This window comes from Enterobacter asburiae (assembly GCF_024599655.1).
GTDB lineage: Bacteria > Pseudomonadota > Gammaproteobacteria > Enterobacterales > Enterobacteriaceae > Enterobacter > Enterobacter asburiae_D.
This window is the reverse complement of the sequence record NZ_CP102247.1, coordinates 1,211,564-1,236,084: the sequence shown is the minus strand read 5'-3', so window position 1 is coordinate 1,236,084 and position 24,521 is coordinate 1,211,564. Positions and strand designations below refer to the sequence as shown.

The following is a 24,521-nucleotide window of genomic DNA, read 5'->3' as shown; positions in this document are numbered from 1 at the left end:
TTTATTGATTTTTCCGGCTCAGGGGCAGTTCGATACGGAAGCAAACATCTGAACGTTCGTCCGCGGCAATGTTTAGCTCACCCTGCATGCGTCGAATGCAGTCCCGGGCGATGCTCAAGCCCAGCCCGCTTCCTTTAACCGCGCCTTTCCGCTGATGACTCCCCTGGAAAAAGGGTTCGAAGATCATGATTTTTTCGTCATCGGGGATCGGGGTGCCGGTGTTTGCGACGTCAATAAACACCCGTGAACCATTCGTATTACTTCGGATATAAATGTTACCGGATTCAGTACCATAGTGCACCGCATTGGAGTAAAGATTATCCAGAACGCTCATCAGCAGCATGGGCTCAGCCAGGCACGCAGGCGCATTCAGCTCGACGCCGGTATGCATCATTTTAGCTCTTGCTGGCAAGCTATGGGCGGAGATCACCATATCCACCAGCGGCTCAATCTCAACGTTTTCCAGTACGACCGCCCCGTCTGCCAGCTTGCGGTTGTAGTCCAGCAGTTGCTCAATCAGCTTTTGCAGATTGCGGCTGCTGTTATCCAGGATCTCGACAATTTCTTTCTGTTCTGGCGTAAGGGGCCCGGCCACTTCGTCCGCCAGCAGCTCCGTTCCTTCACGCATGCTGGCCAGCGGCGTTTTAAGCTCATGAGAGATATGGCGCAGAAATTGATGACGCTGAGATTCGAGCCACGCCAGGCGCTCGGACAGCCAGATAATGCGCTGGCCGACGGATCGCAGCTCGCGCGGGCCTTTAAAAGCGACCGTATCCCCGAGCGATTTCCCCTCCCCCAGGCGGTTGATCATACGCTGAATGCCCTTCACCGGGCCGATGATCATGCGGGTAAAGAGCAGTACCAGCCCAAGACTCACCAGGAACAGCACCAGCGCCTGCCAGCCGAAGAACTGGCCGCGCTCGGCAATCTCCTGCTGGAGCTGCTGGCCGCGAGAGAAAATCACCGTGCGCGTTGACTGCACCATCTCGGTGTTGGCGCTGGCAAAAGCTTCTAGACGCGCGGCGGCGGCGGCATCCGGGCCGCTGTTGCTGCACTGCAGCTGCGCAAGATCGTTCAAATCCTGACGTAACGCCTGATAGAGCCTGTCGTCAGGCAAAACCCCCGCGTGAGCGTCCAGCATTTCGCTGTAGCGTTTACGCTGACTCTGATAAACCTTTTCCAGCGTCCGATCGTCAAGCACGCAATACTGACGATAGCTGCGCTCCATCTCCAGCGCGGCGTTGGTCATCGCTTCACTGCGTCTGGCGTCGATGAGCGTCGTGCGGTTGGTCAAAGCCGCCTGCGCGCTCAGCGCGTTCAGGCTTTGCCACGCCTGCCAGGCAAGGATCAGCAGCGGCAGCAGGATCAGCAGGAAGGCCATCATGACGAGCTGCCGCAGGGAGCGGGGGAAAACGGGCCAGCGTTTCAACGCATTACTCTCTTAATGGGGGTTTACGCAGAGCGTAACTGAGTCTGCCCTTCAGATACAACAAAGCCGGGTAAAAACCCGGCTTTGTCATGGAATGAGGCGGTGCCTAACTCGACGTTTCGCCCTGGCCTGATAAAGCATCGCTATGATCAGTAGTTGGACGGCAGGCACCTTTTTGTGCGTCATTCGAAGTTTATGTAGCGCGTCCCGAAGGGGCTGACATAAGAAGGTGAATGAGCCACTGGTTAATATTATGCAACACCCGTGCCAGAATGCAAAACAAAATATTAACACATTGAAATATATGATTTTTAGCCGTTTAACCGGTTAGTTATCGGTTGAATGATTTCCAGGCTAAGTGTCGCTGTTAAGCAACACCTTAACGGGAACCCATACCACCATATATAAATCAATGATTTAAATGTCTCCTTTTGGAGACATCTGCATATATTATTTGTCGCGATTTTGCGACAGATACAAAAAAGCCCGGTGGCGCTCGCGCTTACCGGGCCTACAGGTACTGCGTTATAACTTAACCCAGCTGCTTACGCGCGTTGCGGAAGATACGCATCCACGGGCTGTCCTCGCCCCAGTTTTCCGGGTGCCAGGAGTTGCTCACGGTACGGAACACGCGTTCCGGGTGCGGCATCATGATGGTCGCGCGACCGCTTTCGCTGGTCACTGCCGTAATACCGTTGGCGGAGCCGTTCGGGTTAGCCGGGTAGGTTTCTGTCACCTTGCCGAAGTTATCGACAAAGCGCAGCGCCACCAGGCCTTTGCTCTCCAGCTGAGCCAGATGCGCAGCATCACGCACTTCTACCTGACCTTCACCGTGGGAAACGGCGATTGGCATCTGTGAACCAACCATCCCCTGCAGCAGCAGAGACGGGCTTTGGGTCACTTCCACCAGGCTGAAGCGCGCTTCGAAGCGGTCAGACTGGTTGCGCACAAAGCGCGGCCAGGCTTCGCTGCCCGGGATCAGCTCGCGCAGGTTAGACATCATCTGACAGCCGTTACACACGCCCAGCGCCAGGGTCTGCGGACGGTGGAAGAAGGTTTCGAACTCGTCACGCACGCGGCTGTTGAACAGGATGGACTTCGCCCAGCCTTCGCCCGCGCCCAGCACGTCGCCGTAGGAGAAGCCGCCGCACGCCACCAGCGCCTGGAAATCTTCCAGACCGGTACGGCCCGCCAGCAGGTCGCTCATGTGGACGTCGATAGCGTCAAAGCCCGCACGGTGGAAGGCAGCCGCCATCTCAACGTGGGAGTTAACGCCCTGCTCGCGCAGCACCGCCACTTTCGGACGCGCGCCGGTCGCAATGTACGGCGCGGCAATGTCTTCGTTGATGTCGAAGGAGAGCTTCACGTTCAGGCCTGGATCCTGGTCATTCGCTTTCGCGTTATGCTCCTGATCGGCACATTCCGGGTTATCACGCAGGCGCTGCATCTGCCAGGTGGTTTCCGCCCACCACATGCGCAGCGTGGTGCGGCTTTCGCTGAACACGGCGTGACCGTCTGCTTCAATGACGAAGCGGTCGCCCTGAACGGCTTTACCCAGATAGTGCACGCAGTCTGCCAGACCGTGCGTCGCCAGAATCGCTTCAACCGCGTCGCGATCCGCCGCACGTACCTGAATTACAGCACCCAGCTCTTCATTGAACAGCGCCGCCAGACGGTCTTCGCCAAGCGTGGCAATGTTCGCTTCCACGCCGCAGTGGCCGGTGAAGGCCATCTCTGCCAGCGTCACCAGCAGGCCGCCGTCGGAACGGTCGTGGTAGGCCAGCAGCTTACGCTGTGCCACCAGCGCCTGGATGGCGTCGTAGAAGCCTTTCAGCTGGGCCACGTCGCGCACGTCGGCTGGCTTGTCGCCGAGCTGACGGTAAACCTGCGCCAGCGCGGTGGCACCCAGCGCGTTGTGGCCTTTACCCAGGTCAATCAGCAGCAGGGCGTTGTCAACGGTCGCAAGCTGCGGCGTAACGGTGTGGCGCACGTCTTCCACGCGGGCAAACGCGGTAATCACCAGCGACAGCGGAGAGGTCATCTCGCGCTGCTCGCTGCCTTCCTGCCAGCGGGTTTTCATCGACATGGAGTCTTTACCCACCGGAATGGTCAGGCCGAGGGCAGGACACAGCTCCTCGCCCACCGCTTTCACGGCTTCATACAGGCCAGCATCTTCGCCAGGGTGACCGGCTGCGGCCATCCAGTTTGCGGAGAGCTTGATACGTTTGATATCGCCAATCTGCGTCGCGGCGATGTTGGTCAGCGCTTCACCCACTGCCAGACGGGCAGAGGCCGCGAAGTCCAGCAGCGCCACCGGGGTGCGTTCGCCGAGAGCCATCGCTTCGCCGTAGTAGCTGTCGAGGCTCGCGGTGGTCACGGCGCAGTTCGCGACCGGGATCTGCCACGGGCCGACCATCTGGTCGCGCGATACCATACCGGTCACGGTGCGGTCGCCGATGGTCACCAGGAAGGTTTTCTCCGCCACAGCAGGCAGGTGCAGCACGCGGTTAACCGCTTCTGCCACGGTGATGCCCTGGCGATCCAGCGCTTTGCCCGCCGCTTTGCGGGTCGTTACGTCGCGGGTCATCTTCGGCGTTTTACCGAGCAGAACGTCCAGCGGCAGATCGATCGGCTGGTTATCGAAGTGGGTGTCGCTTAAGGAAAGGTGCTGCTCTTCGGTCGCTTCACCGATGACAGCATACGGCGCACGCTCGCGGCGGCACAACTCGTCAAACAGCGGCAGCTGGTCGGCAGCAACCGCCAGCACGTAGCGCTCCTGGGATTCGTTACACCAGATTTCCAGCGGGCTCATGCCCGGCTCATCGCTCAGGATATCGCGCAGGTTGAAACGCCCGCCGCGGCCGCCGTCGCTCACCAGCTCCGGCATGGCGTTGGACAAACCGCCCGCGCCCACGTCGTGGATGAAGAGGATCGGGTTGGCATCGCCCAGCTGCCAGCAGCGGTCGATCACTTCCTGGCAGCGGCGCTCCATCTCAGGGTTGTCGCGCTGCACGGAGGCGAAGTCGAGGTCCGCGTCAGACTGGCCGGAGGCCATAGAAGAGGCCGCTCCGCCGCCCAGACCGATGTTCATCGCCGGGCCGCCGAGCACGATCAGCTTCGCGCCGACGACGATCTCGCCTTTCTGCACGTGATCGGCACGGATGTTGCCGATCCCGCCCGCCAGCATGATCGGCTTGTGGTAGCCGCGCAGCTCTTCGCCGTTGTGGCTGTCCACTTTCTCTTCATAGGTACGGAAGTAACCGTTCAGCGCCGGACGACCAAATTCGTTGTTAAACGCCGCGCCGCCCAGCGGGCCTTCGGTCATGATATCCAGGGCGGTCACGATGCGCTCCGGCTTGCCGAAATCTTCTTCCCACGGCTGTTCAAAGCCCGGGATACGCAGGTTGGAGACGGAGAAACCGACCAGACCCGCTTTAGGTTTAGCGCCACGACCGGTCGCGCCTTCGTCACGGATTTCACCGCCGGAGCCGGTCGCCGCACCCGGCCACGGGGAGATCGCCGTCGGGTGGTTGTGGGTTTCCACTTTCATCAGGATATGCGCGGGCTCCTGATGGAAGTCATAGCGCCCTGCTTCGCGATCGGCGAAGAAGCGGCCCACCTCGGAACCTTCCATTACCGCGGCGTTGTCCTTATAGGCAGACAGCACGTGGTCAGGGGTTTGCTCCATGGTGTTTTTGATCATTTTGAACAGCGACTTCGGCTGCTGTTCGCCGTCAATAATCCAGTCGGCGTTGAAAATCTTGTGGCGGCAGTGCTCAGAGTTCGCCTGCGCGAACATGTAGAGTTCGATGTCGTTCGGGTTACGGTTGAGCTTAACAAACGCATCCTGCAGGTAGTCGATTTCGTCTTCTGCCAGCGCCAGGCCGAGACGCAGGTTGGCGTCAATCAGCGCCTGACGGCCCTGCCCCAGCAGGTCTACGCTCTGTACCGGCGCAGGCTGATGGTGAGAGAAAAGCTTCTGCGCGTCATCGAGAGAGGCAAATACGCTCTCCATCATGCGATCGTGCAGTTCAGCCGCAACCGCCTGCCACTGCGCGTCGCTCAGGGTAGAGGCTTCCACGTAGTACGCCACGCCGCGTTCCAGACGGTTAATCTGGTTCAGGCCACAGTTATGGGCGATGTCGGTGGCTTTGGAAGACCAGGGGGAGATGGTGCCCGGACGAGGCGTCGCAAGGATCAGTTTGCCGGTTGGCGTATGGCTGCTCAGGCTTGGACCATACTTGAGCAGGCGTTCCAGCTGTACGCGCTCCTCTGCATTCAGGGGGGCATTCAGGTCAGCAAAATGGACATACTCAGCGTAAATATTGCTTACCGGAAGGTCGGCCGCCTGAAAACGTGCCAGCAGTTTAGTGATACGGAAGGCAGACAGTGCAGGCGAACCACGCAGAATTTCCATCATAAGTCTCTCGTCTTCGAAGCGCCGGGGCGCTTACAGTGTGCGCAAGGGGGGAAAACGGGCGTCATTATAGAGAATCCTGAGCGCCGACGAAACCGTTTGCGTCGAAATAAAATTTGCACAGAGATTTAACAATAGATGTGACCTGTCTCTCTAATTGGTTGCCAAGTGGCGCAAGTTTACGCAAAATGCCGCTCATTCAATGGCAAACCTTATGATTAACATGGCTACAGCAGACTGAGGCAACCGGCGTCGCAGAGAATTAACTAATTGAAAAAATTAAAGATTAATTATCTGCTCATCGGCATTGTAACGTTGCTGCTGGCAGTGGCCCTCTGGCCTTCCATCCCCTGGTTCGGCAAAGCCGAAAACCGTATCGCCGCCATTCAGGAGCGGGGGGAATTGCGCGTCAGTACCCTCAACTCTCCGCTGATTTACAGCGACATCAACGGCAAAATCATTGGCCTGGATTACGAGCTGGCACAACAGTTCGCCGATTATCTTGGCGTGAAGCTTAAAATTACCGTCCGCCAGAATATCAACGAGCTCTTTGACGACCTCGATAACGACGATGCCGACATGCTTGCCGCCGGGCTGGTGTATAACAGCGAGCGCAGCAAGAACTACCAGCCAGGCCCGACCTACTACTCCGTTTCGCAGCAGCTGGTTTACCGCGTCGGGAGCCTGCGCCCGCGCTCGCTGGCCTCGATTAACGATCGGCAGCTGACGATTGCGCCCGGCCACGTGGTGATTGACGATCTGCGTGAGCTCAAGGAGAAGAAATATCCCGACCTGAGCTGGACGGTGGATCCGAAACTCGGCACGACGGAGTTGCTGGAGCAGGTAAAAGACCAGAAGGTGCCCTACACCATCGCCGATTCGGTTGCGATCAGTCTGTTCCAGCGGGTGCATCCTGAAATCGCCGTGGCGCTGGACGTCACCGACGAGCAGCCCGTGACCTGGTTTAGCCAGCTTGATGACGATCAGACCTTCTCTGCCGCGATGCTCGATTTCTTCAACACCATCAATGAAGACGGTACCCTGGCGCGTCTGGAGGAGAAGTACCTCGGGCACGGCGATGACTTTGACTACGTTGACACCCGCAGCTTCCTGCGCGCGGTAGACAGCGTCCTGCCGGACCTGCAGCCGCTGTTCGAAAAATACGCCCAGGAGATTGACTGGAAGCTGCTGGCGGCTATTTCGTATCAGGAATCCCACTGGGACACGCAGGCCACGTCGCCCACGGGCGTACGCGGTTTGATGATGTTAACCAAAAATACCGCGCTGAGCCTGGGCGTGAATGACCGTACCGATGCTGAACAGAGCATCAGCGGCGGCGCGCGCTATCTGCAGGATATGATGGCCAAAGTACCGGAAACGGTGCCGGAAGAAGAGCGGATCTGGTTTGCGCTGGCGGCCTACAATATGGGCTACGCGCATATGCTTGACGCGCGAGCGTTGACGGCCAAAACGAAAGGTAACCCGGACAGCTGGTCAGACGTTAAGCAGCGCCTGCCGCTGCTGAGCCAGAAGCCATGGTATAACAAGCTGACATACGGCTACGCGCGCGGGCATGAAGCCTACGCCTACGTGGAAAATATCCGTAAATATCAGATTAGCCTGGTCGGGTATCTGCTGGAGAAAGAGAAAGAGGCGACGGAGGCCAAACAGCTGGCTCAAAGTTACCCGGTCGTGGCGCCGGACGAGCTTAATCGTCCGACAGCTTCAATTCTGCCTTTTGCTGCTTTTTCTGCTGACGGCGCATTCGAAAGAAATCGCTTAATAGCCCCGAACACTCTGGTGCAAGCACCCCACCGATAGTCTTCACCTGGTGGTTCATCCCCGGGTGACCCAGCACGTCCATCAGCGAACCGGCCGCACCGGTTTTTTCATCCCGCGCGCCGAAGACCAGAGTCCCGATCCGGCTGTGCACCATCGCGCCGGAGCACATCACGCACGGTTCCAGCGTCACATACAGCGTGGTATCAAGCAGGCGATAGTTTTGCAGCACCAGACCGCCCTGACGAAGCGCCATGATTTCGGCATGCGCAGTAGGATCGTGGCGTCCAATAGGACGGTTCCACCCTTCACCAATCACCTGGTTGTTATGAACCAGCACCGCGCCCACGGGCACTTCGCCCTCTTCCCAGGCGCGTTGAGCCAGCGTCAGCGCATGGCGCATCCAGTATTCATGATTGTATTCAGGGTTGGACAAAGGCTGATACTCCAGTCGAAAAGCGGGCGGCATTATACACGCCCGTTATGGATAAAACTATTCGAGTTGCTGGAGTTCACCTGATGGCGTGACGCGCCAGCGGTGCTGGCAAAAGTAGAGCAACGGGTTGTCCTGCTTGCTGTCGCTGTAGCCGCTGTACAGGCGCAGCGGCGTCCCGATGCGTTTCTCCAGCTGGACCACTTTTTCATGCCCCAGGCAGCGCAGGGTCAGCACCCAGCCGCCGTAGCCGCGGGCAATTTGCGTGGCAATAAGATTCACGCGCGGAAGCCAGGGGGTATCAAAATAGACCTGCTCCACCAGCGTCTGCGGGGAGCCGGTAATCAGCCAGATGTCGGCATCGTTCGCGTCGAGGTAGCTGGTCAGGCGCGCCTGCACCACCGGAAAGGCGGCGACGTGGCCGCGAAACCAGTGCGCAAAATCCTTTTCGAGCTGCTTGAGCCGCGCTTCGCTGTGCCCAAAGGTACATCCCCACAGCAGCAGACTCATCGGCCATCGCGCCGCCCGGCCTTTCACCAGCAGCGCGATACCGATAACCGGTAAGAGCGGTAGCACGAGCAGCGCATTCAAAGGCTGACGCCGCAGCAGGTAACGCATAAACGTACCAAACATATCCTGCTGATGCAGCGTTCCATCCAGGTCGAAAAAGACAACGCGACGCCCGTGATTTGCCAAACCTTACTCCTCTGGGTCGTTGAAACCTAACAGCCAGGTAAACAGGAACCCGGCGATCACCGCTACTAAATAGCCTAACAGATAGAGCATCACTTTTCCGGTCACGATGGTTAATGCCAGCGGTAAACCGGAAAGCCCAAAGGTGATAACGGTAGCGACTTTCCAGTAGCTAATGAGCGCCCCGCCCACCGCGCCGCCCAGACAGGCGGCGAGGAACGGTTTACCCAGCGGCAGCGTAACGCCGAAAATCAGCGGCTCACCGATGCCAAGCAGTCCGACCGGGAGTGCGCCTTTAATCATTTTTTTCAGACGCGCGTTGCGGGTTTTCATCAGTACGGCAATCGCCGCGCCGACCTGCCCCACGCCCGCCATCGACAGGATAGGCAGCAGCGCGTTATAGCCGTGCGACTGCACCAGCTCGACGTGGATCGGCACCAGCCCCTGGTGCAGACCGGTCAGCACCAGCGGCAGGAAGGTACCTGACAGCACCGCCCCCACTAACAGGCCGCCGCGGTCAATAGCCAGAGACGCACCGTGAGCGATGGCTTCAGAGATCCACCCGCCTAACGGCTGGAGGGCCACAATCGCTACACTACCGGTAATTAACGTGGTCAGCAGCGGGTTGAGGATCAGCTCGATCGAGCCAGGCAGGATCGCGCGCAGCCTTTTCTCGATCCAGCACATCAGGATGACCACCAGCAGCACGGCGATCACCCCGCCGCGCCCGGGCTGGAGCGCCTCGCCAAACAGCGTGATCTGCGCCAGCTGCGGGCTGGACAAGATGCCCGCCATTACCCCACCCATCGCCAGCGATCCGCCAAACACCTTCGCGGTATTCACCCCGACCAGAATGTTCATGATGGCGAAAACAGCGCTGCCGAAGATCCCGAGAATCCCCAGCAGGTTCGGATACTGCGTAGCGAAATCCCCCACAATATCCGGTCGCTTTAGGATATTGATGATCCCGGTGATCAGACCTGAGGCAATAAACGCCGGGATCAGCGGAATGAAGACGTTTGCCAACTGACGCAGCGCATCGCTCATGGGGGCTTTGTATTTGGCCTTTGCCTGCGCTTTGGTGCGCTCCGCATCGTCCATCGACGCGCTCGCGCTAACGCCCATCAGCGCGCGCATGGCATCGACAACCTGCGCCGCTTTCCCCGGTCCGACGATCAGCTGGTGCTGCTGCCCCTGCTTCACGTAGCCGCTGACGCCAGAGAGTTGCTTCAGGCGCGGCACGTCAAGATGGTCGTCGTTATGCACCTCGACGCGCACGCGCGTCATGCAGTTTTCGAGACGCTGAATATTTTTTTCCCCACCAATTCCCTGCAGGATATCGCTGGCGAGCGCTGCTGTTTTGTCCATAGACGCCTCTGTTAGTTTTCTAATGCCGCCCGTAAGAAGCCGTTATGCGCAGCGAGTTTGGCTCTCGCGGTCGCCGCATCCAGCCCGCTTAAGATCATCAAAATGGCCGGTTTAACATCGTGATCGGTCTGCTTGAGTACCGCTTCTGCCTCTTCACGGCCTGAACCTGTCGCCTCCATCACCATGCGGCAGGCTCTGTCCACCAGCTTGACGTTGGTGGCCTGCATATCCACCATCAGGTTCTGATACACCTTGCCGAACTTCACCATCGCGCCGGTGGAGATCATATTGAGCACCAGCTTTTGCGCGGTCCCGGATTTCAGGCGCGTGGAGCCGGTGAGCGCTTCCGGTCCGACAACCGGAGAGATAGCGATAGCGGCCACCTGCGCAATCGGGGAGCCCGGATTACAGGAGATGGCCACCGTCGTGCAGCCGGTCTGGTTGGCGTATACCAGGCCGCCAATGACGTACGGCGTGCGCCCGGATGCCGCCAGCCCGACCACCAGATCCTTCGCGGTCAGATTCAGCCCCTTCAGATCATCCTCACCCAGCTGTTTGTTATCTTCCGCCCCTTCAACGGCTTTCAGTAGCGCGCCGGGCCCACCGGCAATCAACCCAACGACCAGGCCATGCGGAACCCCAAAGGTTGGCGGACATTCTGACGCATCCAGCACCCCAAGACGCCCGCTGGTGCCTGCCCCCATGTAGATAATACGGCCGCCGGCCTTGAGGGCTTCCGACGCCGCATCGACAGCTTTCGCCACCTCGGGTAATGTCTCTTTCACTGCCTGCGCGACCAGCGTATCCTGTTGATTAAAGCGGTTAACCAGCTCCAGGGTGGAGAGCGCGTCCAGATCCATGGTTTGCGGGTTACGCGTTTCAGAAACAAGTGAGCCAAGATTCATTTTTGTACCTCAAGAATTTTTAATTCATAATAATCACACTATAATGGAATATAAAATTCATTCAGGCGAGCAAAATTCGTATTTGCGCAGATAATCACATTTTCGCCAGGAGACCGTATGAACTGTTTAATTCGCATTCGCCAGCGCTACGCAGGCTTTGCCCAAAGCGACAAGAAGCTGGCGGATTTTCTGCTCTCTCAACCCGATCGCGCGCGCCATCTCAGCTCGCAGCAGCTGGCGAGTGAAGCCGGCGTGAGCCAGTCCAGCGTGGTGAAATTTGCGCAGAAGATTGGCTTTAAGGGGTTCCCCGCCCTCAAGCTGGCGATCAGCGAAGCGCTGGTGAGCAACCCCAATCCGCAGTCCATGCCGGTGCATAATCAGATCCGCGGCGATGACCCGATGCGGCTGGTCGGCGAAAAGCTGATCAAAGAGAACGTGGCGGCCATGCATGCGACGCTCGACGTGAATACGGAAGAGAAGCTGCTAGAGAGCGTGGCGATGCTGCGCGGCGCGCGGCGCATCATCCTGACCGGTATCGGGGCGTCCGGACTTGTGGCGCGTAACTTTGGCTGGAAGCTGACGAAAATTGGGCTTAACGCCATCGTCGAGCAGGATATGCACGCCCTGCTGGCGACCGTACAGGCGATGGATCCTGACGATCTGCTGCTGGCTATCTCCTACTCCGGCGAGCGCCGTGAAATCAATATGGCCACCGATGAAGCCCTGCGCGTCGGCGGTAAAATTCTGGCGATCACCGGTTTTACCCCGAATGCCCTGCAGCAGCGGGCCACACGTTGTTTATATACCATTGCCGAAGAGCAGGCCACGCGCAGCGCGGCTATCTCGTCCACCAGTGCGCAGATGATGCTGACGGACCTGCTGTTTATGGCGCTGGTGCAGCAGGATCTCGAGCGCGCGCCCGAACGCATTCGCCACAGCGAAGAACTGGTAAAGAAACTGGTTTGACGCGTATAATGCCCGCCCAGTTTGTGTTGTTTCTGAGAATTTCCTGATGGCGCTGTTAATTACCAAAAAATGCATTAATTGCGATATGTGCGAGCCCGAATGCCCAAACCAGGCGATTTCGATGGGCGACAGCATTTATGAGATTAACAGCGACCGCTGCACGGAATGCATCGGCCACTATGAAACGCCGACCTGCCAGAAGGTGTGCCCGATCCCGAATACCATCCTGAAGGATCCGGCCCACGTCGAGAGCGAAGAGCAGCTATGGGATAAGTTTGTCCTGATGCACCACGCGGACAAGCTTTAACTTTCGATGATCACCGTCGCGCTGGCATAGTGGCGTTCATCCGCGATCGTCACGTGCATGTGATTCACCCCCAGCTTTTCCGCCAGCTTCTGCGCTTCTCCCCACAGACGCAGGCTCGGTTTGCCCAGCTCATCGTTAAACACTTCGAACTGGTTAAACGCCAGGCCGTTACGAATGCCGGTCCCGAAAGCTTTGGCCGCCGCCTCTTTTACCGCAAAGCGCTTTGCCAGAAAGCGCACCGGCTGCTGATGCGCTTCCCAGATGGCCCACTCGTTATCGCTCAGCACGCGTCTTGCGAGGCGATCGCCGCTACGGGCGATCACCGCTTCAATGCGGGCTATTTCAACGATATCGGTACCTAAGCCCAGAATGGCCATTACTGACGCGCTTCCTGCATCAGGCGTTTCATCTCTGAAACCGCCTCTTTCAGACCGCTCATCACCGCACGGCCAATGATGGCGTGGCCGATGTTCAGCTCGTGCATTTCCGGCAGAGCGGCAATGGCCTTCACGTTGTGGTAGGTCAGGCCATGACCGGCGTTAACCTTCAGACCCAGGCTTGAGGCATACGTGGCCGCTTTGGCGATACGCTCCAGCTCTTTGGCCTGTTCGGCATCATTTTTGGCATCGGCATAGCAGCCGGTGTGGATTTCGATATACGGTGCGCCCACGTCGGCCGCCGCTTTAATCTGGGCAAAATCGGCGTCGATAAACAGAGAAACCAGGATACCGGCATCCGCCAGACGCTTGCAGGCATCGCGCATTTTGTCGAGCTGCCCGGCCACGTCCAGACCGCCTTCGGTGGTCACTTCCTGGCGTTTTTCCGGCACCAGGCAGCAGAAATGCGGCTGGGTCTCGCAGGCAATGGCCAGCATCTCTTCGGTAACCGCCATCTCCAGATTCATACGGGTGTCCAGCGTCTGACGCAGAATGCGCACGTCGCGGTCAGTGATATGGCGGCGGTCCTCACGCAGGTGAACGGTAATGCCGTCAGCGCCAGCCTGTTCAGCGATAAACGCCGCCTGAACCGGATCGGGATACGCCGTGCCGCGCGCATTACGCAGCGTGGCGATATGATCGATGTTGACGCCTAACAGTAATTCAGCCATGACAATCCTCGGTTTTCTTTTCGATTCTGTAGTCTAACGTTTCGGCACAAACTGCCTGAATAATTCGCGGCTCTTTAAGGGCTTGCCGCCAAGATACGGCTTGAGGGCAATCCGGGTAAAGCGTTTTGCTGCGCGCAGGGTATCCAGATCGGGAAACTCGCGCTCATACAGCGCCCGGAGCTGGCGCCCGGTAAAGGTGCTGTTGTCTATCACGATACTGGCAATGAAGCCCTTTTCTTCGCGGTAACGGTAGGTCATGGTGTCTTCCACTTCGTCCCCGCTGCCCGCACAATGCAGAAAATCGACGCCATACCCGAGGTGGCCCAGCAGCGCCAGTTCGAAACGACGCAAGGCGGGTTCGGGCGAGCCGGTTGCGCCAGCCAGCGCCTGGATACAGTGCAGATAATCGAAGAAAAGTTCAGAGAAGCGAGTCTCATGTTCAAGAACCCGTGAGATGAGTTCGTTGACATACAGGCCGCTGTAGAGCGTGATGCCAGAAAGAGGAAGCGCCAGGGAGACGGCTTCAGCACTGCGCAGGGTTTTCACTTCCCCTCGCCCGCCAAAGCGAACCAGAAGCGGCGTGAAAGGCTGGAGGGCACCTTTCAGATTAGAACGTTTGGAACGTGCGCCTTTCGCAACAAGGCGCACGCGGCCCGACTCTTCCGTGAAGACGTCCAGCATGAGGCTGGTTTCGCTCCAGGGACGACTATGCAGGACAAAGGCGCGCTGCCATCCATCCATATGCTCGTCGTCTTAAGTTACTGGTCTTCGCCGTAACCGAGGCTGCGCAGAGCACGCTCATCATCGGCCCAGCCAGATTTAACTTTCACCCACAGTTCGAGGTGAACCGGCGCTTCGAACATCTCCATCATGTCCTTACGGGCTTCAATACCTATGGTTTTAATCTTGGCACCTTTGTTGCCGATCACCATCTTCTTCTGCCCTTCGCGCTCAACGAGGATCAGGCCGTTGATGTCGTAGCCACCGCGTTCGTTGGTCTGGAAACGCTCGATCTCCACCGTCACAGAGTACGGCAGTTCAGCGCCCAGGAAACGCATCAGCTTTTCACGGATGATTTCAGACGCCATAAAGCGCTGAGAGCGATCGGTGATGTAGTCTTCCGGGAAGTGATGAATCGCTTCCGGCAGATGCTTACGCACGATGCCCGCGATGGTATCCACGTTCAGGCCGGTCTCAGCAGACAGCGGCACGATGTCGAGGAAGTTCATCTGGCTACCGAGCCACTGCAGATGCGGCAGCAGGTCGGCCTTTTCCTGCACGTTATCAACTTTGTTGACCGCGAGGATGACCGGCGTTTTGCCGTCACGCAGCTTGTTCAGCACCATCTCGTCGTCCGGCGTCCAGCGGGTGCCTTCAACAACGAAAATCACCAGCTCTACGTCACCAATCGAGCTGCTCGCCGCCTTGTTCATCAGACGGTTGATGGCGCGCTTCTCTTCCATATGCAGGCCTGGGGTATCGACGTAGATCGCCTGATACGCGCCTTCAGTATGGATGCCGACGATGCGGTGACGCGTGGTCTGCGCCTTACGCGAGGTGATAGAAATCTTCTGCCCGAGCAGATTATTCAGCAGGGTGGATTTGCCAACGTTCGGACGTCCGACGATGGCAATAAATCCGCAATAGGTTTTGTCGATGCTCATTCCAGCTCCAGCATTTTTAACGCCTGTTCGGCGGCAGCCTGTTCAGCCTTACGACGGCTTGAACCTGTGCCCACCACCGGTTCACTCAGGCCACTGACCTGGCAATGGATGGTAAATTCCTGATCGTGCGCTTCGCCACGTACCTGCACCACCAGATAAGATGGCAGCGGCAGATGACGACCCTGCAAATATTCCTGCAGACGCGTTTTCGGATCTTTTTGTTTATCGCCCGGACTGATTTCGTCCAGACGGGTCTGATACCAGTTCAGGATCAGCTTTTCTACGGTCTGGATATCGCTGTCCAGGAACACACCACCAATTAATGCTTCGACCGTATCGGCAAGAATAGATTCACGACGGAAGCCGCCGCTTTTCAGTTCACCCGGCCCAAGACGCAGACATTCGCCCAGCTCAAATTCGCGCGCGATTTCCGCAAGGGTATTACCCCGAACCAGCGTGGCACGCATGCGGCTCATATCACCTTCATCCACGCGCGGGAAACGATGATAAAGCGCATTCGCAATCACGAAACTTAAAATAGAGTCGCCTAAAAACTCGAGACGCTCATTATGTTTGCTGCTGGCACTGCGATGGGTTAATGCCTGTTGCAACAACTCCTGATGATGAAAAGTGTAGCCCAGCTTCCGTTGAAGCCGATTAATTACGATGGGGTTCATGCGATACCAATAAATGAATGCGTCAAAAATGCAGCACACGAAACCGACCTGAGAAAACCAACGCGGTTTCGTGTGCCGTGGCACCCTTGCAGGGCCAACCTTAAACTTCGGGGGAATATTCTATACACAACGACAGGGGATGTCGTTAGTTCGAAGAGATTTATCGTGGAAATAATTCACGTAGCCGCTAATTAAAGCGGCTACGCGTTCATTTAGTGAGAATTAATGGATTCCGCCGATACGATTCAGGCGTACACCGGTCGGCCATTCGCCTTCCTGCTTCTCAAAACTCATCCAGATGGCGGTGGCTTTACCGACCAGATTCGCTTCCGGCACAAAGCCCCAGTAACGGCTGTCCGCAGAGTTATCGCGGTTGTCCCCCATCATGAAGTAATGTCCTGGCGGTACAATCCAGCTCGCCAGCTGCTGGCCCGGCTGGCGATAGTACACACCCAGCTGATCCTGCGCGATTGGCACGGTGAGGATACGGTGCGTCACATCGCCCAGCGTCTCTTTGCGCTCAACCAGACGGATGCCGTCCTCTTTGGTTTCACCTTTCGGTACCTGGAAGAATCCGCTGGTCGCTTCGCCGCCGTTACGACGGGCGAAGGTCTGCACAAAATCACTTGGCTCAACGTTTGAGTAGGTGATTGGCAGCGCGTTTTCACATGCGGTACCGGAGCTGCAGCCCGGCTGAACGGTGACTTCTTTCGCAACCGGATCGTAAGTGACTTTATCACCCGGCAGACCTACCGCACGCTTGATGTAGTCCAGGCGCGGATCTTCCGGATATTTGAACACCACGATGTCGCCACGTTTCGGATGACCGGTTTCGATCAGCGTTTTCTGGTAGATAGGATCTTTAATGCCGTAGGCAAACTTCTCTACCAGAATAAAATCACCAATCAGCAGCGTTGGCATCATTGAACCTGATGGGATTTGGAACGGCTCGTAAATAAACGAACGTACCACCAGCACAATCGCCAGCACCGGAAATACCGAGGCGCCCGTTTCCAGCCAGCCCGGTTTCGGGCCGACTTTCTTCAGGGTTTTCGCGTCAATCCCATCGCCAGTGGCTGCCTGTGCGGCAGCCTGACGTTCACGACGTTTTGGGGCGAAGATAAACTTATCCAGACACCACAGCAGACCTGTCACCAGGGTAGCAATGACCAGGATCAGGGCAAACATGTTCGCCATGCCAACTCCTTAGGGTTATTTGCCGTCTTTACCAACATGAAGGATGGCAAGGAATGCTTCCTGCGGCAGCTCGACGTTACCGACCTGCTTCATACGCTTCTTACCTTCTTTCTGCTTCTGCAGCAGCTTTTTCTTACGGCTGACGTCACCGCCATAGCACTTGGCCAGAACGTTTTTACGCAGCTGTTTCACGGTTGAACGCGCGATAATGTGGTTGCCAATGGCCGCCTGAATCGCGATATCGAACTGCTGACGCGGGATCAGATCTTTCATCTTCTCAACCAGCTCGCGGCCACGGTACGGCGCATTGTCGTTGTGGGTGATCAGCGCCAGCGCATCTACGCGCTCGCCGTTGATCAGCACGTCCACACGCACCATGTTGGAGGCCTGGAAGCGTTTGAAGTTGTAATCCAGTGACGCATAGCCACGGGAAGTGGACTTCAGTCGGTCAAAGAAGTCGAGAACCACTTCCGCCATCGGGATTTCATAGGTCAGCGCCACCTGGTTACCGTGGTAAACCATGTTGGTCTGCACGCCACGCTTCTCAATACACAGCGTAATGACGTTACCCAGGAATTCCTGCGGCAGCAGCATGTGACACTCTGCAATTGGCTCACGCAGTTCTTGAATGTTGTTCAGCGGCGGCAGCTTGGACGGGCTGTCGACGTAGATCACTTCTTTCGAGGTGGTTTCAACTTCATAGACTACGGTCGGCGCCGTGGTGATCAGATCCAGATCGTATTCACGCTCCAGACGCTCCTGAATGATCTCCATGTGCAGCAGACCAAGGAAGCCACAGCGGAAGCCGAAGCCCAGCGCCGTTGAGCTTTCTGGCTCGTAGAACAGGGAAGCATCGTTCAGGCTCAGTTTACCGAGCGCGTCGCGGAAGTTTTCATAGTCGTCAGAGCTGACCGGGAACAGACCCGCGTAAACCTGCGGTTTGACCTTTTTAAAGCCTGGCAGCGCTTTATCTGCCGGGTTACGCGCACCGGTCAGGGTATCGCCCACCGGCGCGCCGAGGATGTCTTTAATGGCGCAGACCAGCCAGCCTACCTCGCCGCACGTCAGCTCGGTACGGTCAACCTGTTTTGGTGTGAAGATACCCAGACGGTCGGCGTTGTAGACCTGTCCGGTACTCATTACCTTGATTTTGTCGCCTTTACGCATGGTGCCGTTTTTAATACGCACCAGTGAGACAACGCCCAGATAGTTATCGAACCAGGAGTCGATAATCAGCGCCTGCAGTGGCGCATCCGGATCGCCTTCCGGGGCCGGAATGTCACGTACCAGGCGTTCCAGCACGTCGGTCACGCCCACCCCGGTTTTCGCGGAGCAGCGCACGGCGTCGGTCGCGTCAATGCCGACAATATCTTCAATCTCTTCCGCTACGCGCTCAGGATCGGCGGCTGGCAGGTCTATCTTGTTCAGAACCGGCACAACTTCGAGATCCATTTCCATCGCGGTGTAGCAGTTTGCCAGGGTCTGGGCTTCAACGCCCTGCCCGGCATCCACCACCAGCAGCGCGCCCTCACAGGCCGCGAGCGAGCGTGAAACCTCATAGGAGAAGTCAACGTGGCCTGGGGTGTCGATAAAGTTCAGTTGATAGGTTTCACCATCAGCCGCTTTGTAATCAAGCGTAACGCTCTGCGCTTTAATGGTGATACCGCGTTCGCGTTCCAGGTCCATGGAGTCCAGAACCTGGGCTTCCATTTCACGATCAGACAGGCCACCGCAAATCTGGATAATACGGTCAGACAGCGTCGACTTACCGTGGTCAATGTGAGCAATGATCGAAAAGTTACGTATGTTCTTCATATAGTTAAATAATTATGCCTTACGAATTCCTGGAGGCCGCTGTTCTTAGCCTGACGTTTTTCAGTGCGAAAACGCAGCATTCTACACTACATCCTCACTACCTGGAAATGCACTTAGAGACAGGTATAGCGTGAAGAAAGGACGTTTTCTGTTTTAGGGTGTAAAAAATGATAAAGCCCGATGGATCACCGGGCCTCAGAAGAGAGCGTTTCAACACGAAGCTGGTCTGGTGCCAGCCCAACGCTGAGAATGACAGGCTGCCACTCCTCGCGCGCGGCGAGCGTCGGAGAGAGACCTTTGGCAAGCCAGAATCCCCCTATGCCACCCAATGCGGCACCGCACATGGCGGCCACATCGGTACCAAACAGCATCTGAAACAGACCGCCCATGATAAACAGCCCGACCAGCGGAGAGAGATACACCAGCATGGCGGAACTGAGCAGACTGCCTTCCGCGATGCCCAGCTCTACCTTTTGCCCCGCCATCAGCGGCTGTTCACTTGGCACAGAAATCGTGTGCGATGTTTGCGGCCCGAGCTTATTCAGCACGCGGCTACCGCAGCCGGCGCGGGATGCGCAGCTATTACATGAGGCTTTTACATCGCAGCTCACCAGCGCGATGCCGTTCTGCCACGAGACAACCGTCGCCCACTCTTTGATCATTGTGAGGCCCTGAATTTAATGCTGTCGGAGATGCGCTTCGCCGTTTGCGGAGGAAGTTCTCCCACAATGGTGATCTCTGCGTTATCGCGGACCGTTGTACTCACCGTACGGCGCCCGGTACGCAGCATTTGTTCGGCGCTGTTTGCCGTTGCGCGATTGATATTCACCGAGAAGCTGAACAAGCCGTCGGAATAGAGGCGCGATTCCACCGGCGTTTCAATCGTTGGCAGCTGGCGACGGCTGCTGGACACTTCGCTAAACCCTTGCGGGATCCAGGCAGGTACCCAGTTGAAATTAACGGAATCTCCGGCAGGAACAGAAAGCAGCGGCGGCAGGCTGGCCTTCGCCAGGTTCTGCATGCTGTTACCAACCTGATTGTTCACGCTGAAGGAGATAACCCGGAACTGTTCCAGCGTTTCGCCGTCACGGTCGAGGAGGTCAACACGCATGGGGAGTTTGGTTTCGGCGTCAATCCAGACGATATAGCTGTAGCGCGTTCCGTCCCGGGCAACAACGCGAATCACCTCGCACAGTCTGTCCGCGATGCGGGTACGCCCTACCGAAATAAAATCGTAGTAAGGGGCAAGCCGTTTGAAGTCGGTGTAAATGAGTGACGGCAGAGAATCAACGATATAGTCGCCATTCAGCGTGAAAGGCTCCAGGCCTGGCTCGAAATAGCTGATTTCGTTTCCACGCTGGACAACTTCCCGACGCGGACCATCCATCTGTAGAAGCTGGGCGAGCGGCTGGTTATCAAGACGGGCATGACGATAGCGTAACGACTCCACGCCCTGCTTATTGATGCTGATAAATGCCAACTCGTAATTGAGTGACTGGCTAGCCAGATTCATTTGCTGCAACAACGCCCCGGATGATACATCAGCCGAGGCGTTGGCAGAGAAGAACAGGCTACCCGCCATCAGAGACATGGCGAACCAAAGTTGCTTCATTACTGCGATTGCGTTCCTAAAGTTTGGTTTCCGGGCACCTGCACAGCAGCTTGCTGTGTCTGGGCCTGCTCAAACTGAAGCTGTTCAGAGTGCAGACGACGCTGCAACTCGTAATCCTGCAACATCGCATTAATGCGACGGCGCTGCTCCTGAACCTGCTGCTGCTGACCGCCGCTGGCGGAAGCATCAGCCGGTACGCCCAGGCTCACCGGGCTGGCTTTGCCCATCATCGGCAGTGTGTTAAACACTGGCGCTTCTGGCTGCTGATTAGTTTCAGACTGAGTATTATAGTGCTGGACGCCAACAATAACTGCAAGCGATACGCATGCAGCCACACCCATTTGGGTAAGCTGGCTGGCCCACGGACGCACCTTTTGCCAGAACGGCATTTTCTGCCACTGGTGAGGCGCAGGTTGAGCTTCAGGAATCAGCGGAGTGGTCTGATGGACAGGCTCATTCTCAATCGCCGCCATGACGCGGGCTGAGATATCGAAATGGAGAACCTCGCCGGTGTCACCGCGAAGGGTGTCACGGATGAGATGGTAACTCTCCCAGGTCTCTTGCATTTCGGGTGAATGAGACAGCTCGTTGAGCAGCTCACTATCCACCGTTTCACCATCCATTAAAGCGGAAAGTTTTTCTTTCTGCATGCCTAATACCTTTTCCAGTATCCCGCTATCGTCAACGCCTGATAAGCGGTTGAACTTTATTATCAATAGCTTCTCGCGCACGGAAAATTCGTGAACGTACCGTGCCGACCGGACAATCCATGATAGCGGCTATCTCTTCATAGCTCAGACCATCCAGCTCCCGTAACGTAATTGCCATGCGTAAATCTTCCGGGAGCGACTCGATCGTGCGAAAAACGATTTGTCTCAGTTCTTCTGACAACATTAAGTTCTCAGGGTTCGAAATTTCTTTCAATGCGCCGCCACTTTCGAAGTTTTCGGCGTCGATTGCGTCCACATCACTTGAAGGCGGACGACGGCCCTGAGCGACCAGATAATTCTTTGCCGTATTGACCGCAATACGGTACAGCCAGGTATAAAAAGCACTATCTCCCCGGAAAGAATCCAGCGCGCGATAGGCCTTAATAAAAGACTCTTGCACCACATCAGGCACATCGCCTGACGGTACATAGCGGGAAACCAGGCTCGCCACCTTATGCTGGTAGCGCACCACCAGTAAGTTAAAGGCTTTCTGATCTCCCTTCTGGACCCGTTCAACCAGGACCTGGTCCGTTAACTGCTCGCTCATCCGAGGTAATGTCTCCCCAAACCTAAATTCCACGCGTTATCGAAACGCCACTCTAAAATACCGCACTTTGAGCAAGCACCGAATTAGAGTGTCTGATCTTCAATAAGTTCCGTAACGCCTTTGTTTTTGTTCATCGCGCCGCAGACCGTTCATTTTCTCTCATTATAAGTCTGTTCACGATACGCACCACTTTCTGACAAGAAACATCTTTTTCCCGCCAGAAGAGTAACGCAACACAGGCTTTATTTCACCACAAAATCTGACGCTAACGATCTGCTTCGCAAAATAATTTCACTCATTTACCCTCCGTTTACCTCCGCTTACGCGTTTAGCCATTGCAACAGTCTCTAAAAAAAACGTGCGATAAATCGCATTCGAGTGCTATTCTGACCAAACACTGTTTAGTAAATTAAACAACAATCATGAACACAACACCTGAACTTCATTGTGATGTACTGATCATCGGCAGCGGCGCTGCCGGTCTCTCTCTGGCGCTGCGCCTGGCCGAGCATCAAAACGTTATTGTTCTGAGTAAAGGACCGATAAGTGAAGGTTCCACGTTTTATGCCCAGGGCGGCATTGCCGCCGTGTTTGATGAAACAGACAGCATTGCATCCCACGTCGACGATACGCTGATTGCCGGGGCCGGGATCGTGGATGCGCACGCCGCAGAGTTTGTCGCCAGCAACGCCCGCCACTGCGTTCAGTGGCTCATCGACCAGGGCGTTTTATTCGATACACAGGTTCAACCCAACGGTGAAGAGAGTTACCACCTGACACGCGAAGGCGGCCATAGCCACCGCCGCATCCTGCACGCAGCGGATGCCACCGGAAAAGAAGTGGAAACTACGCTTGTCAGTAAAGCGCTGAGCCATCCTAATATTCGCGTTCTCGAGCGAAGTAATGCCGTTGACCTGATCATTTCCGACAAGATTGGCCTGCCCGGCACGCGTCGCGTGGTGGGCGCCTGGGTCTGGAACCGTAATAAAGAGAAGGTGGAAACCTGCCAGGCGAAGGCTGTGGTGCTGGCGACGGGCGGCGCCTCCAAGGTGTATCAGTACACCACGAACCCGGACATTGCCTCCGGAGACGGTATCGCGATGGCCTGGCGCGCTGGCTGCCGGGTGGCGAACCTCGAGTTTAATCAGTTTCACCCAACCGCCCTGTTCCACCCTCAGGCGCGCAACTTCCTCCTGACGGAAGCCCTGCGCGGTGAAGGCGCTTATCTGAAACGCCCTGACGGCTCCCGCTTTATGCCCGACTTTGACGCACGGGGCGAACTGGCCCCGCGCGATATCGTTGCCCGCGCCATCGATCATGAAATGAAACGTCTTGGCGTGGACTGCATGTATCTTGATATCAGCCATAAGCCAGCAGAGTTCATTCGCCAGCATTTCCCGATGATTTACGAAAAGCTGCTCAATCTTGGCATTGATTTAACGCGCGATCCGGTACCCATTGTGCCAGCGGCCCACTATACCTGCGGTGGCGTGATGGTTGACGATCATGGACGTACCGATGTGGACGGTCTGTATGCTATCGGTGAGGTGAGCTATACCGGACTTCACGGCGCGAACCGTATGGCCTCTAACTCGCTGCTTGAATGTCTGGTGTACGGCTGGTCAGCAGCGGAAGACATCACCAAGCGCATGCCTTATGCCCGCGAGACAGAGCACCTGCCAGCCTGGGATGAAAGCCGGGTGGATAACCCGGACGAGCTGGTCGTGATCCAGCACAACTGGCATGAGCTAAGGCTATTTATGTGGGACTACGTGGGGATTGTGCGCACCACGAAACGTCTGGAACGCGCCTTGCGCCGCATCACCATGCTGCAGCAGGAAATTGATGAGTACTATGCCAATTTCCGCGTATCCAATAACCTGCTGGAGCTGCGCAATCTGGTGCAGGTTGCCGAGCTGATTGTTCGCTGCGCGATGATGCGTAAAGAGAGCCGCGGGCTGCACTATACCCTCGACTACCCGGATCAGCTTGCAGAGTCCGGCCCGTCGATACTCGCCCCGCAGGTTTACATAAACAGATAAAACGCCTGGGTCAGAGCAGTGTAATCTTCGGAATAACGCTGGTCTGGCCCACGAATCACCATTCGGTCATTAAAGCATTCACCCTCTTTTGGCGAGAGCGCCAGCAGCACGCGGTGCGGCAGCCGTCCTTCCGTATCCGAAATGTCGGTACGCAGACGTAACGTCCAGCCGATCTCCTGCGCGATACCGATGAACGTGTTGCCGGTACTCTCAGGCAGGACCACACAGAAAAAACCTTCTTCGGAGATGAGTTCTGCCGCACTGGTGAGCAGCGCTTTATGATCGAGGGAGCCGGTATAACGCGCCTGTTCACGCTCGGGTGTCCCGCACTCAACGCCGGGCTCGTAGTAAGGAGGGTTGCTGACGATCAGATCATAACGCGCGGTTTGTTCAGGCGCCCAGGCGAGCACATCTGCGCATTCCACCTTCATTCGGGCTGCCCAGGGAGATTCGGCCATATTGTCACTCGCCTGCTCTGCGGCCTGCGCATCCAGTTCGACGGCATCAATGGTGACATGTTCTTCCGTACGCTGCGCCAGCATCAACGCTACCAGCCCGCTGCCGGTACCGATATCAAGAATACGCTTAACACCTGCGACAGGCGCCCACGCTCCCAGTAAAATACCGTCTGTACCGACTTTCATGGCACAGCGATCGTGGGCGACAAAAAATTGTTTGAACGTAAAACCATCGCGGCGCAGCTGCGCTTTGAGTTGAGACATGTCAGGGCAACCTTCTAAGTGAAACTGGAGTAGCATAGGGGAAAGCGAAGTGGCCGAAAAGCGATATCCATACAAACAGATGAAGATTACAGCCGTAACGTCTATAATCAGCGCCCCACACAGAGGTAGA

General features: G+C 56.7%; 23 protein-coding genes. 4 read left to right on the top strand and 19 right to left on the bottom strand.

The features are described 5' to 3' along the window. Position 1: 1 nt before the first annotated feature. The gene (gene qseE, locus NQ230_RS05995; RefSeq protein WP_252032837.1) at positions 2-1,429 is read right to left on the bottom strand and encodes a two component system sensor histidine kinase QseE/GlrK; all 1,428 of its coding nucleotides are present in this window, start codon (positions 1,427-1,429) and stop codon (positions 2-4) included. A 532-nt stretch (positions 1,430-1,961) separates the two neighbouring features. Next, on the bottom strand, positions 1,962-5,849 hold the full coding sequence (gene purL / locus NQ230_RS05990) for a phosphoribosylformylglycinamidine synthase (protein ID WP_257260416.1): 3,888 nt from the start codon (positions 5,847-5,849) through the stop codon (positions 1,962-1,964). A gap of 267 nt (positions 5,850-6,116) precedes the next feature. On the opposite strand from purL, the gene mltF reads away from it, so the two are divergent. Further along, positions 6,117-7,667 carry a membrane-bound lytic murein transglycosylase MltF gene (gene mltF, locus NQ230_RS05985; protein ID WP_121425132.1) on the top strand — a complete coding sequence of 517 codons (1,551 nt, stop codon included), beginning with the start codon at positions 6,117-6,119 and terminating at the stop codon, positions 7,665-7,667. Here mltF and tadA read toward each other — a convergent pair. Genes tadA through murQ form a run of 4 tightly spaced genes read right to left on the bottom strand, consistent with a single transcriptional unit; the run spans position 7,555 to position 11,024 of the window. Continuing rightward, positions 7,555-8,094 (bottom strand): tRNA adenosine(34) deaminase TadA, encoded by a 540-nt coding sequence (tadA, locus tag NQ230_RS05980; RefSeq protein WP_032659480.1) that lies wholly within the window; start codon positions 8,092-8,094, stop codon positions 7,555-7,557. The genes mltF and tadA overlap by 113 nt on opposite strands. Before the next feature lie 24 nt (positions 8,095-8,118). Continuing rightward, positions 8,119-8,754 carry a phosphatidylglycerophosphatase C gene (gene yfhb / locus NQ230_RS05975; RefSeq protein WP_121425131.1) on the bottom strand — a complete coding sequence of 212 codons (636 nt, stop codon included), beginning with the start codon at positions 8,752-8,754 and terminating at the stop codon, positions 8,119-8,121. A 3-nt stretch (positions 8,755-8,757) separates the two neighbouring features. Beyond that, on the bottom strand, positions 8,758-10,119 hold the full coding sequence (locus NQ230_RS05970) for a PTS transporter subunit EIIC (protein ID WP_257260415.1): 1,362 nt from the start codon (positions 10,117-10,119) through the stop codon (positions 8,758-8,760). Between the two features lie 11 nt (positions 10,120-10,130). Beyond that, on the bottom strand, positions 10,131-11,024 hold the full coding sequence (murQ, locus tag NQ230_RS05965; protein ID WP_257260413.1) for an N-acetylmuramic acid 6-phosphate etherase: 894 nt from the start codon (positions 11,022-11,024) through the stop codon (positions 10,131-10,133). A 117-nt stretch (positions 11,025-11,141) separates the two neighbouring features. On the opposite strand from murQ, the gene NQ230_RS05960 reads away from it, so the two are divergent. Both NQ230_RS05960 and NQ230_RS05955 read left to right on the top strand, forming a co-directional pair. Continuing rightward, positions 11,142-11,990, top strand: a complete 849-nt coding sequence (locus tag NQ230_RS05960) for a MurR/RpiR family transcriptional regulator (protein ID WP_023333056.1) — start codon at positions 11,142-11,144, stop codon at positions 11,988-11,990. Positions 11,991-12,036: 46 nt separating this feature from the next. Then, entirely contained in the window at positions 12,037-12,297 is a 261-nt protein-coding gene (locus tag NQ230_RS05955) for a YfhL family 4Fe-4S dicluster ferredoxin (protein ID WP_008502177.1), read from the top strand. Here NQ230_RS05955 and acpS read toward each other — a convergent pair. From acpS to rseD, 12 genes are all read right to left on the bottom strand, one after another. Then, positions 12,294-12,674 (bottom strand): holo-ACP synthase, encoded by a 381-nt coding sequence (gene acpS / locus NQ230_RS05950; protein ID WP_023294331.1) that lies wholly within the window; start codon positions 12,672-12,674, stop codon positions 12,294-12,296. The genes NQ230_RS05955 and acpS overlap by 4 nt on opposite strands. Then, on the bottom strand, positions 12,674-13,405 hold the full coding sequence (gene pdxJ, locus NQ230_RS05945; RefSeq protein WP_032659491.1) for a pyridoxine 5'-phosphate synthase: 732 nt from the start codon (positions 13,403-13,405) through the stop codon (positions 12,674-12,676). The genes acpS and pdxJ overlap by 1 nt, the downstream gene beginning before the upstream one ends. Positions 13,406-13,438: 33 nt before the next feature. Further along, positions 13,439-14,146 (bottom strand): DNA repair protein RecO, encoded by a 708-nt coding sequence (recO, locus tag NQ230_RS05940; RefSeq protein ID WP_121425128.1) that lies wholly within the window; start codon positions 14,144-14,146, stop codon positions 13,439-13,441. A 17-nt stretch (positions 14,147-14,163) separates the two neighbouring features. After that, positions 14,164-15,069: a GTPase Era gene (era, locus tag NQ230_RS05935; RefSeq protein ID WP_042715851.1), complete on the bottom strand. Its 906-nt coding sequence runs from the start codon at positions 15,067-15,069 to the stop codon at positions 14,164-14,166. Further along, complete coding sequence (gene rnc, locus NQ230_RS05930; protein WP_003860711.1) at positions 15,066-15,746, bottom strand: ribonuclease III; 681 nt, start codon at positions 15,744-15,746, stop codon at positions 15,066-15,068. The genes era and rnc overlap by 4 nt, the downstream gene beginning before the upstream one ends. 222 nt (positions 15,747-15,968) lie before the next feature. After that, positions 15,969-16,943, bottom strand: coding sequence for a signal peptidase I (lepB, locus tag NQ230_RS05925; protein WP_257260407.1), 975 nt, complete (start codon positions 16,941-16,943; stop codon positions 15,969-15,971). Between the two features lie 15 nt (positions 16,944-16,958). Next, a complete protein-coding gene (gene lepA, locus NQ230_RS05920) occupies positions 16,959-18,758 on the bottom strand; it encodes a translation elongation factor 4 (RefSeq protein WP_024908619.1) in 1,800 nt (599 codons plus the stop codon). Positions 18,759-18,943: 185 nt separating this feature from the next. Then, positions 18,944-19,420, bottom strand: a complete 477-nt coding sequence (rseC, locus tag NQ230_RS05915; RefSeq protein ID WP_121425088.1) for a SoxR-reducing system protein RseC — start codon at positions 19,418-19,420, stop codon at positions 18,944-18,946. Next, complete coding sequence (gene rseB / locus NQ230_RS05910; protein ID WP_257260405.1) at positions 19,417-20,370, bottom strand: sigma-E factor regulatory protein RseB; 954 nt, start codon at positions 20,368-20,370, stop codon at positions 19,417-19,419. The genes rseC and rseB overlap by 4 nt, the downstream gene beginning before the upstream one ends. Then, positions 20,370-21,020: an anti-sigma-E factor RseA gene (gene rseA, locus NQ230_RS05905; protein ID WP_008502186.1), complete on the bottom strand. Its 651-nt coding sequence runs from the start codon at positions 21,018-21,020 to the stop codon at positions 20,370-20,372. Before rseA ends, rseB begins: the two co-directional genes overlap by 1 nt. 31 nt (positions 21,021-21,051) lie before the next feature. Next, positions 21,052-21,627, bottom strand: coding sequence for an RNA polymerase sigma factor RpoE (gene rpoE / locus NQ230_RS05900; RefSeq protein WP_006176728.1), 576 nt, complete (start codon positions 21,625-21,627; stop codon positions 21,052-21,054). After that, positions 21,624-21,686 (bottom strand): rpoE leader peptide RseD, encoded by a 63-nt coding sequence (rseD, locus tag NQ230_RS05895; protein ID WP_229255512.1) that lies wholly within the window; start codon positions 21,684-21,686, stop codon positions 21,624-21,626. The genes rpoE and rseD overlap by 4 nt, the downstream gene beginning before the upstream one ends. Positions 21,687-22,049: 363 nt before the next feature. Between rseD and nadB the strand changes: the two genes are divergently transcribed. After that, a complete protein-coding gene (gene nadB / locus NQ230_RS05890) occupies positions 22,050-23,669 on the top strand; it encodes an L-aspartate oxidase (protein WP_121425086.1) in 1,620 nt (539 codons plus the stop codon). Here nadB and trmN read toward each other — a convergent pair. Beyond that, on the bottom strand, positions 23,654-24,391 hold the full coding sequence (trmN, locus tag NQ230_RS05885) for a tRNA(1)(Val) (adenine(37)-N(6))-methyltransferase TrmN (protein WP_023344703.1): 738 nt from the start codon (positions 24,389-24,391) through the stop codon (positions 23,654-23,656). The genes nadB and trmN overlap by 16 nt on opposite strands. Positions 24,392-24,521: the final 130 nt, after the last annotated feature.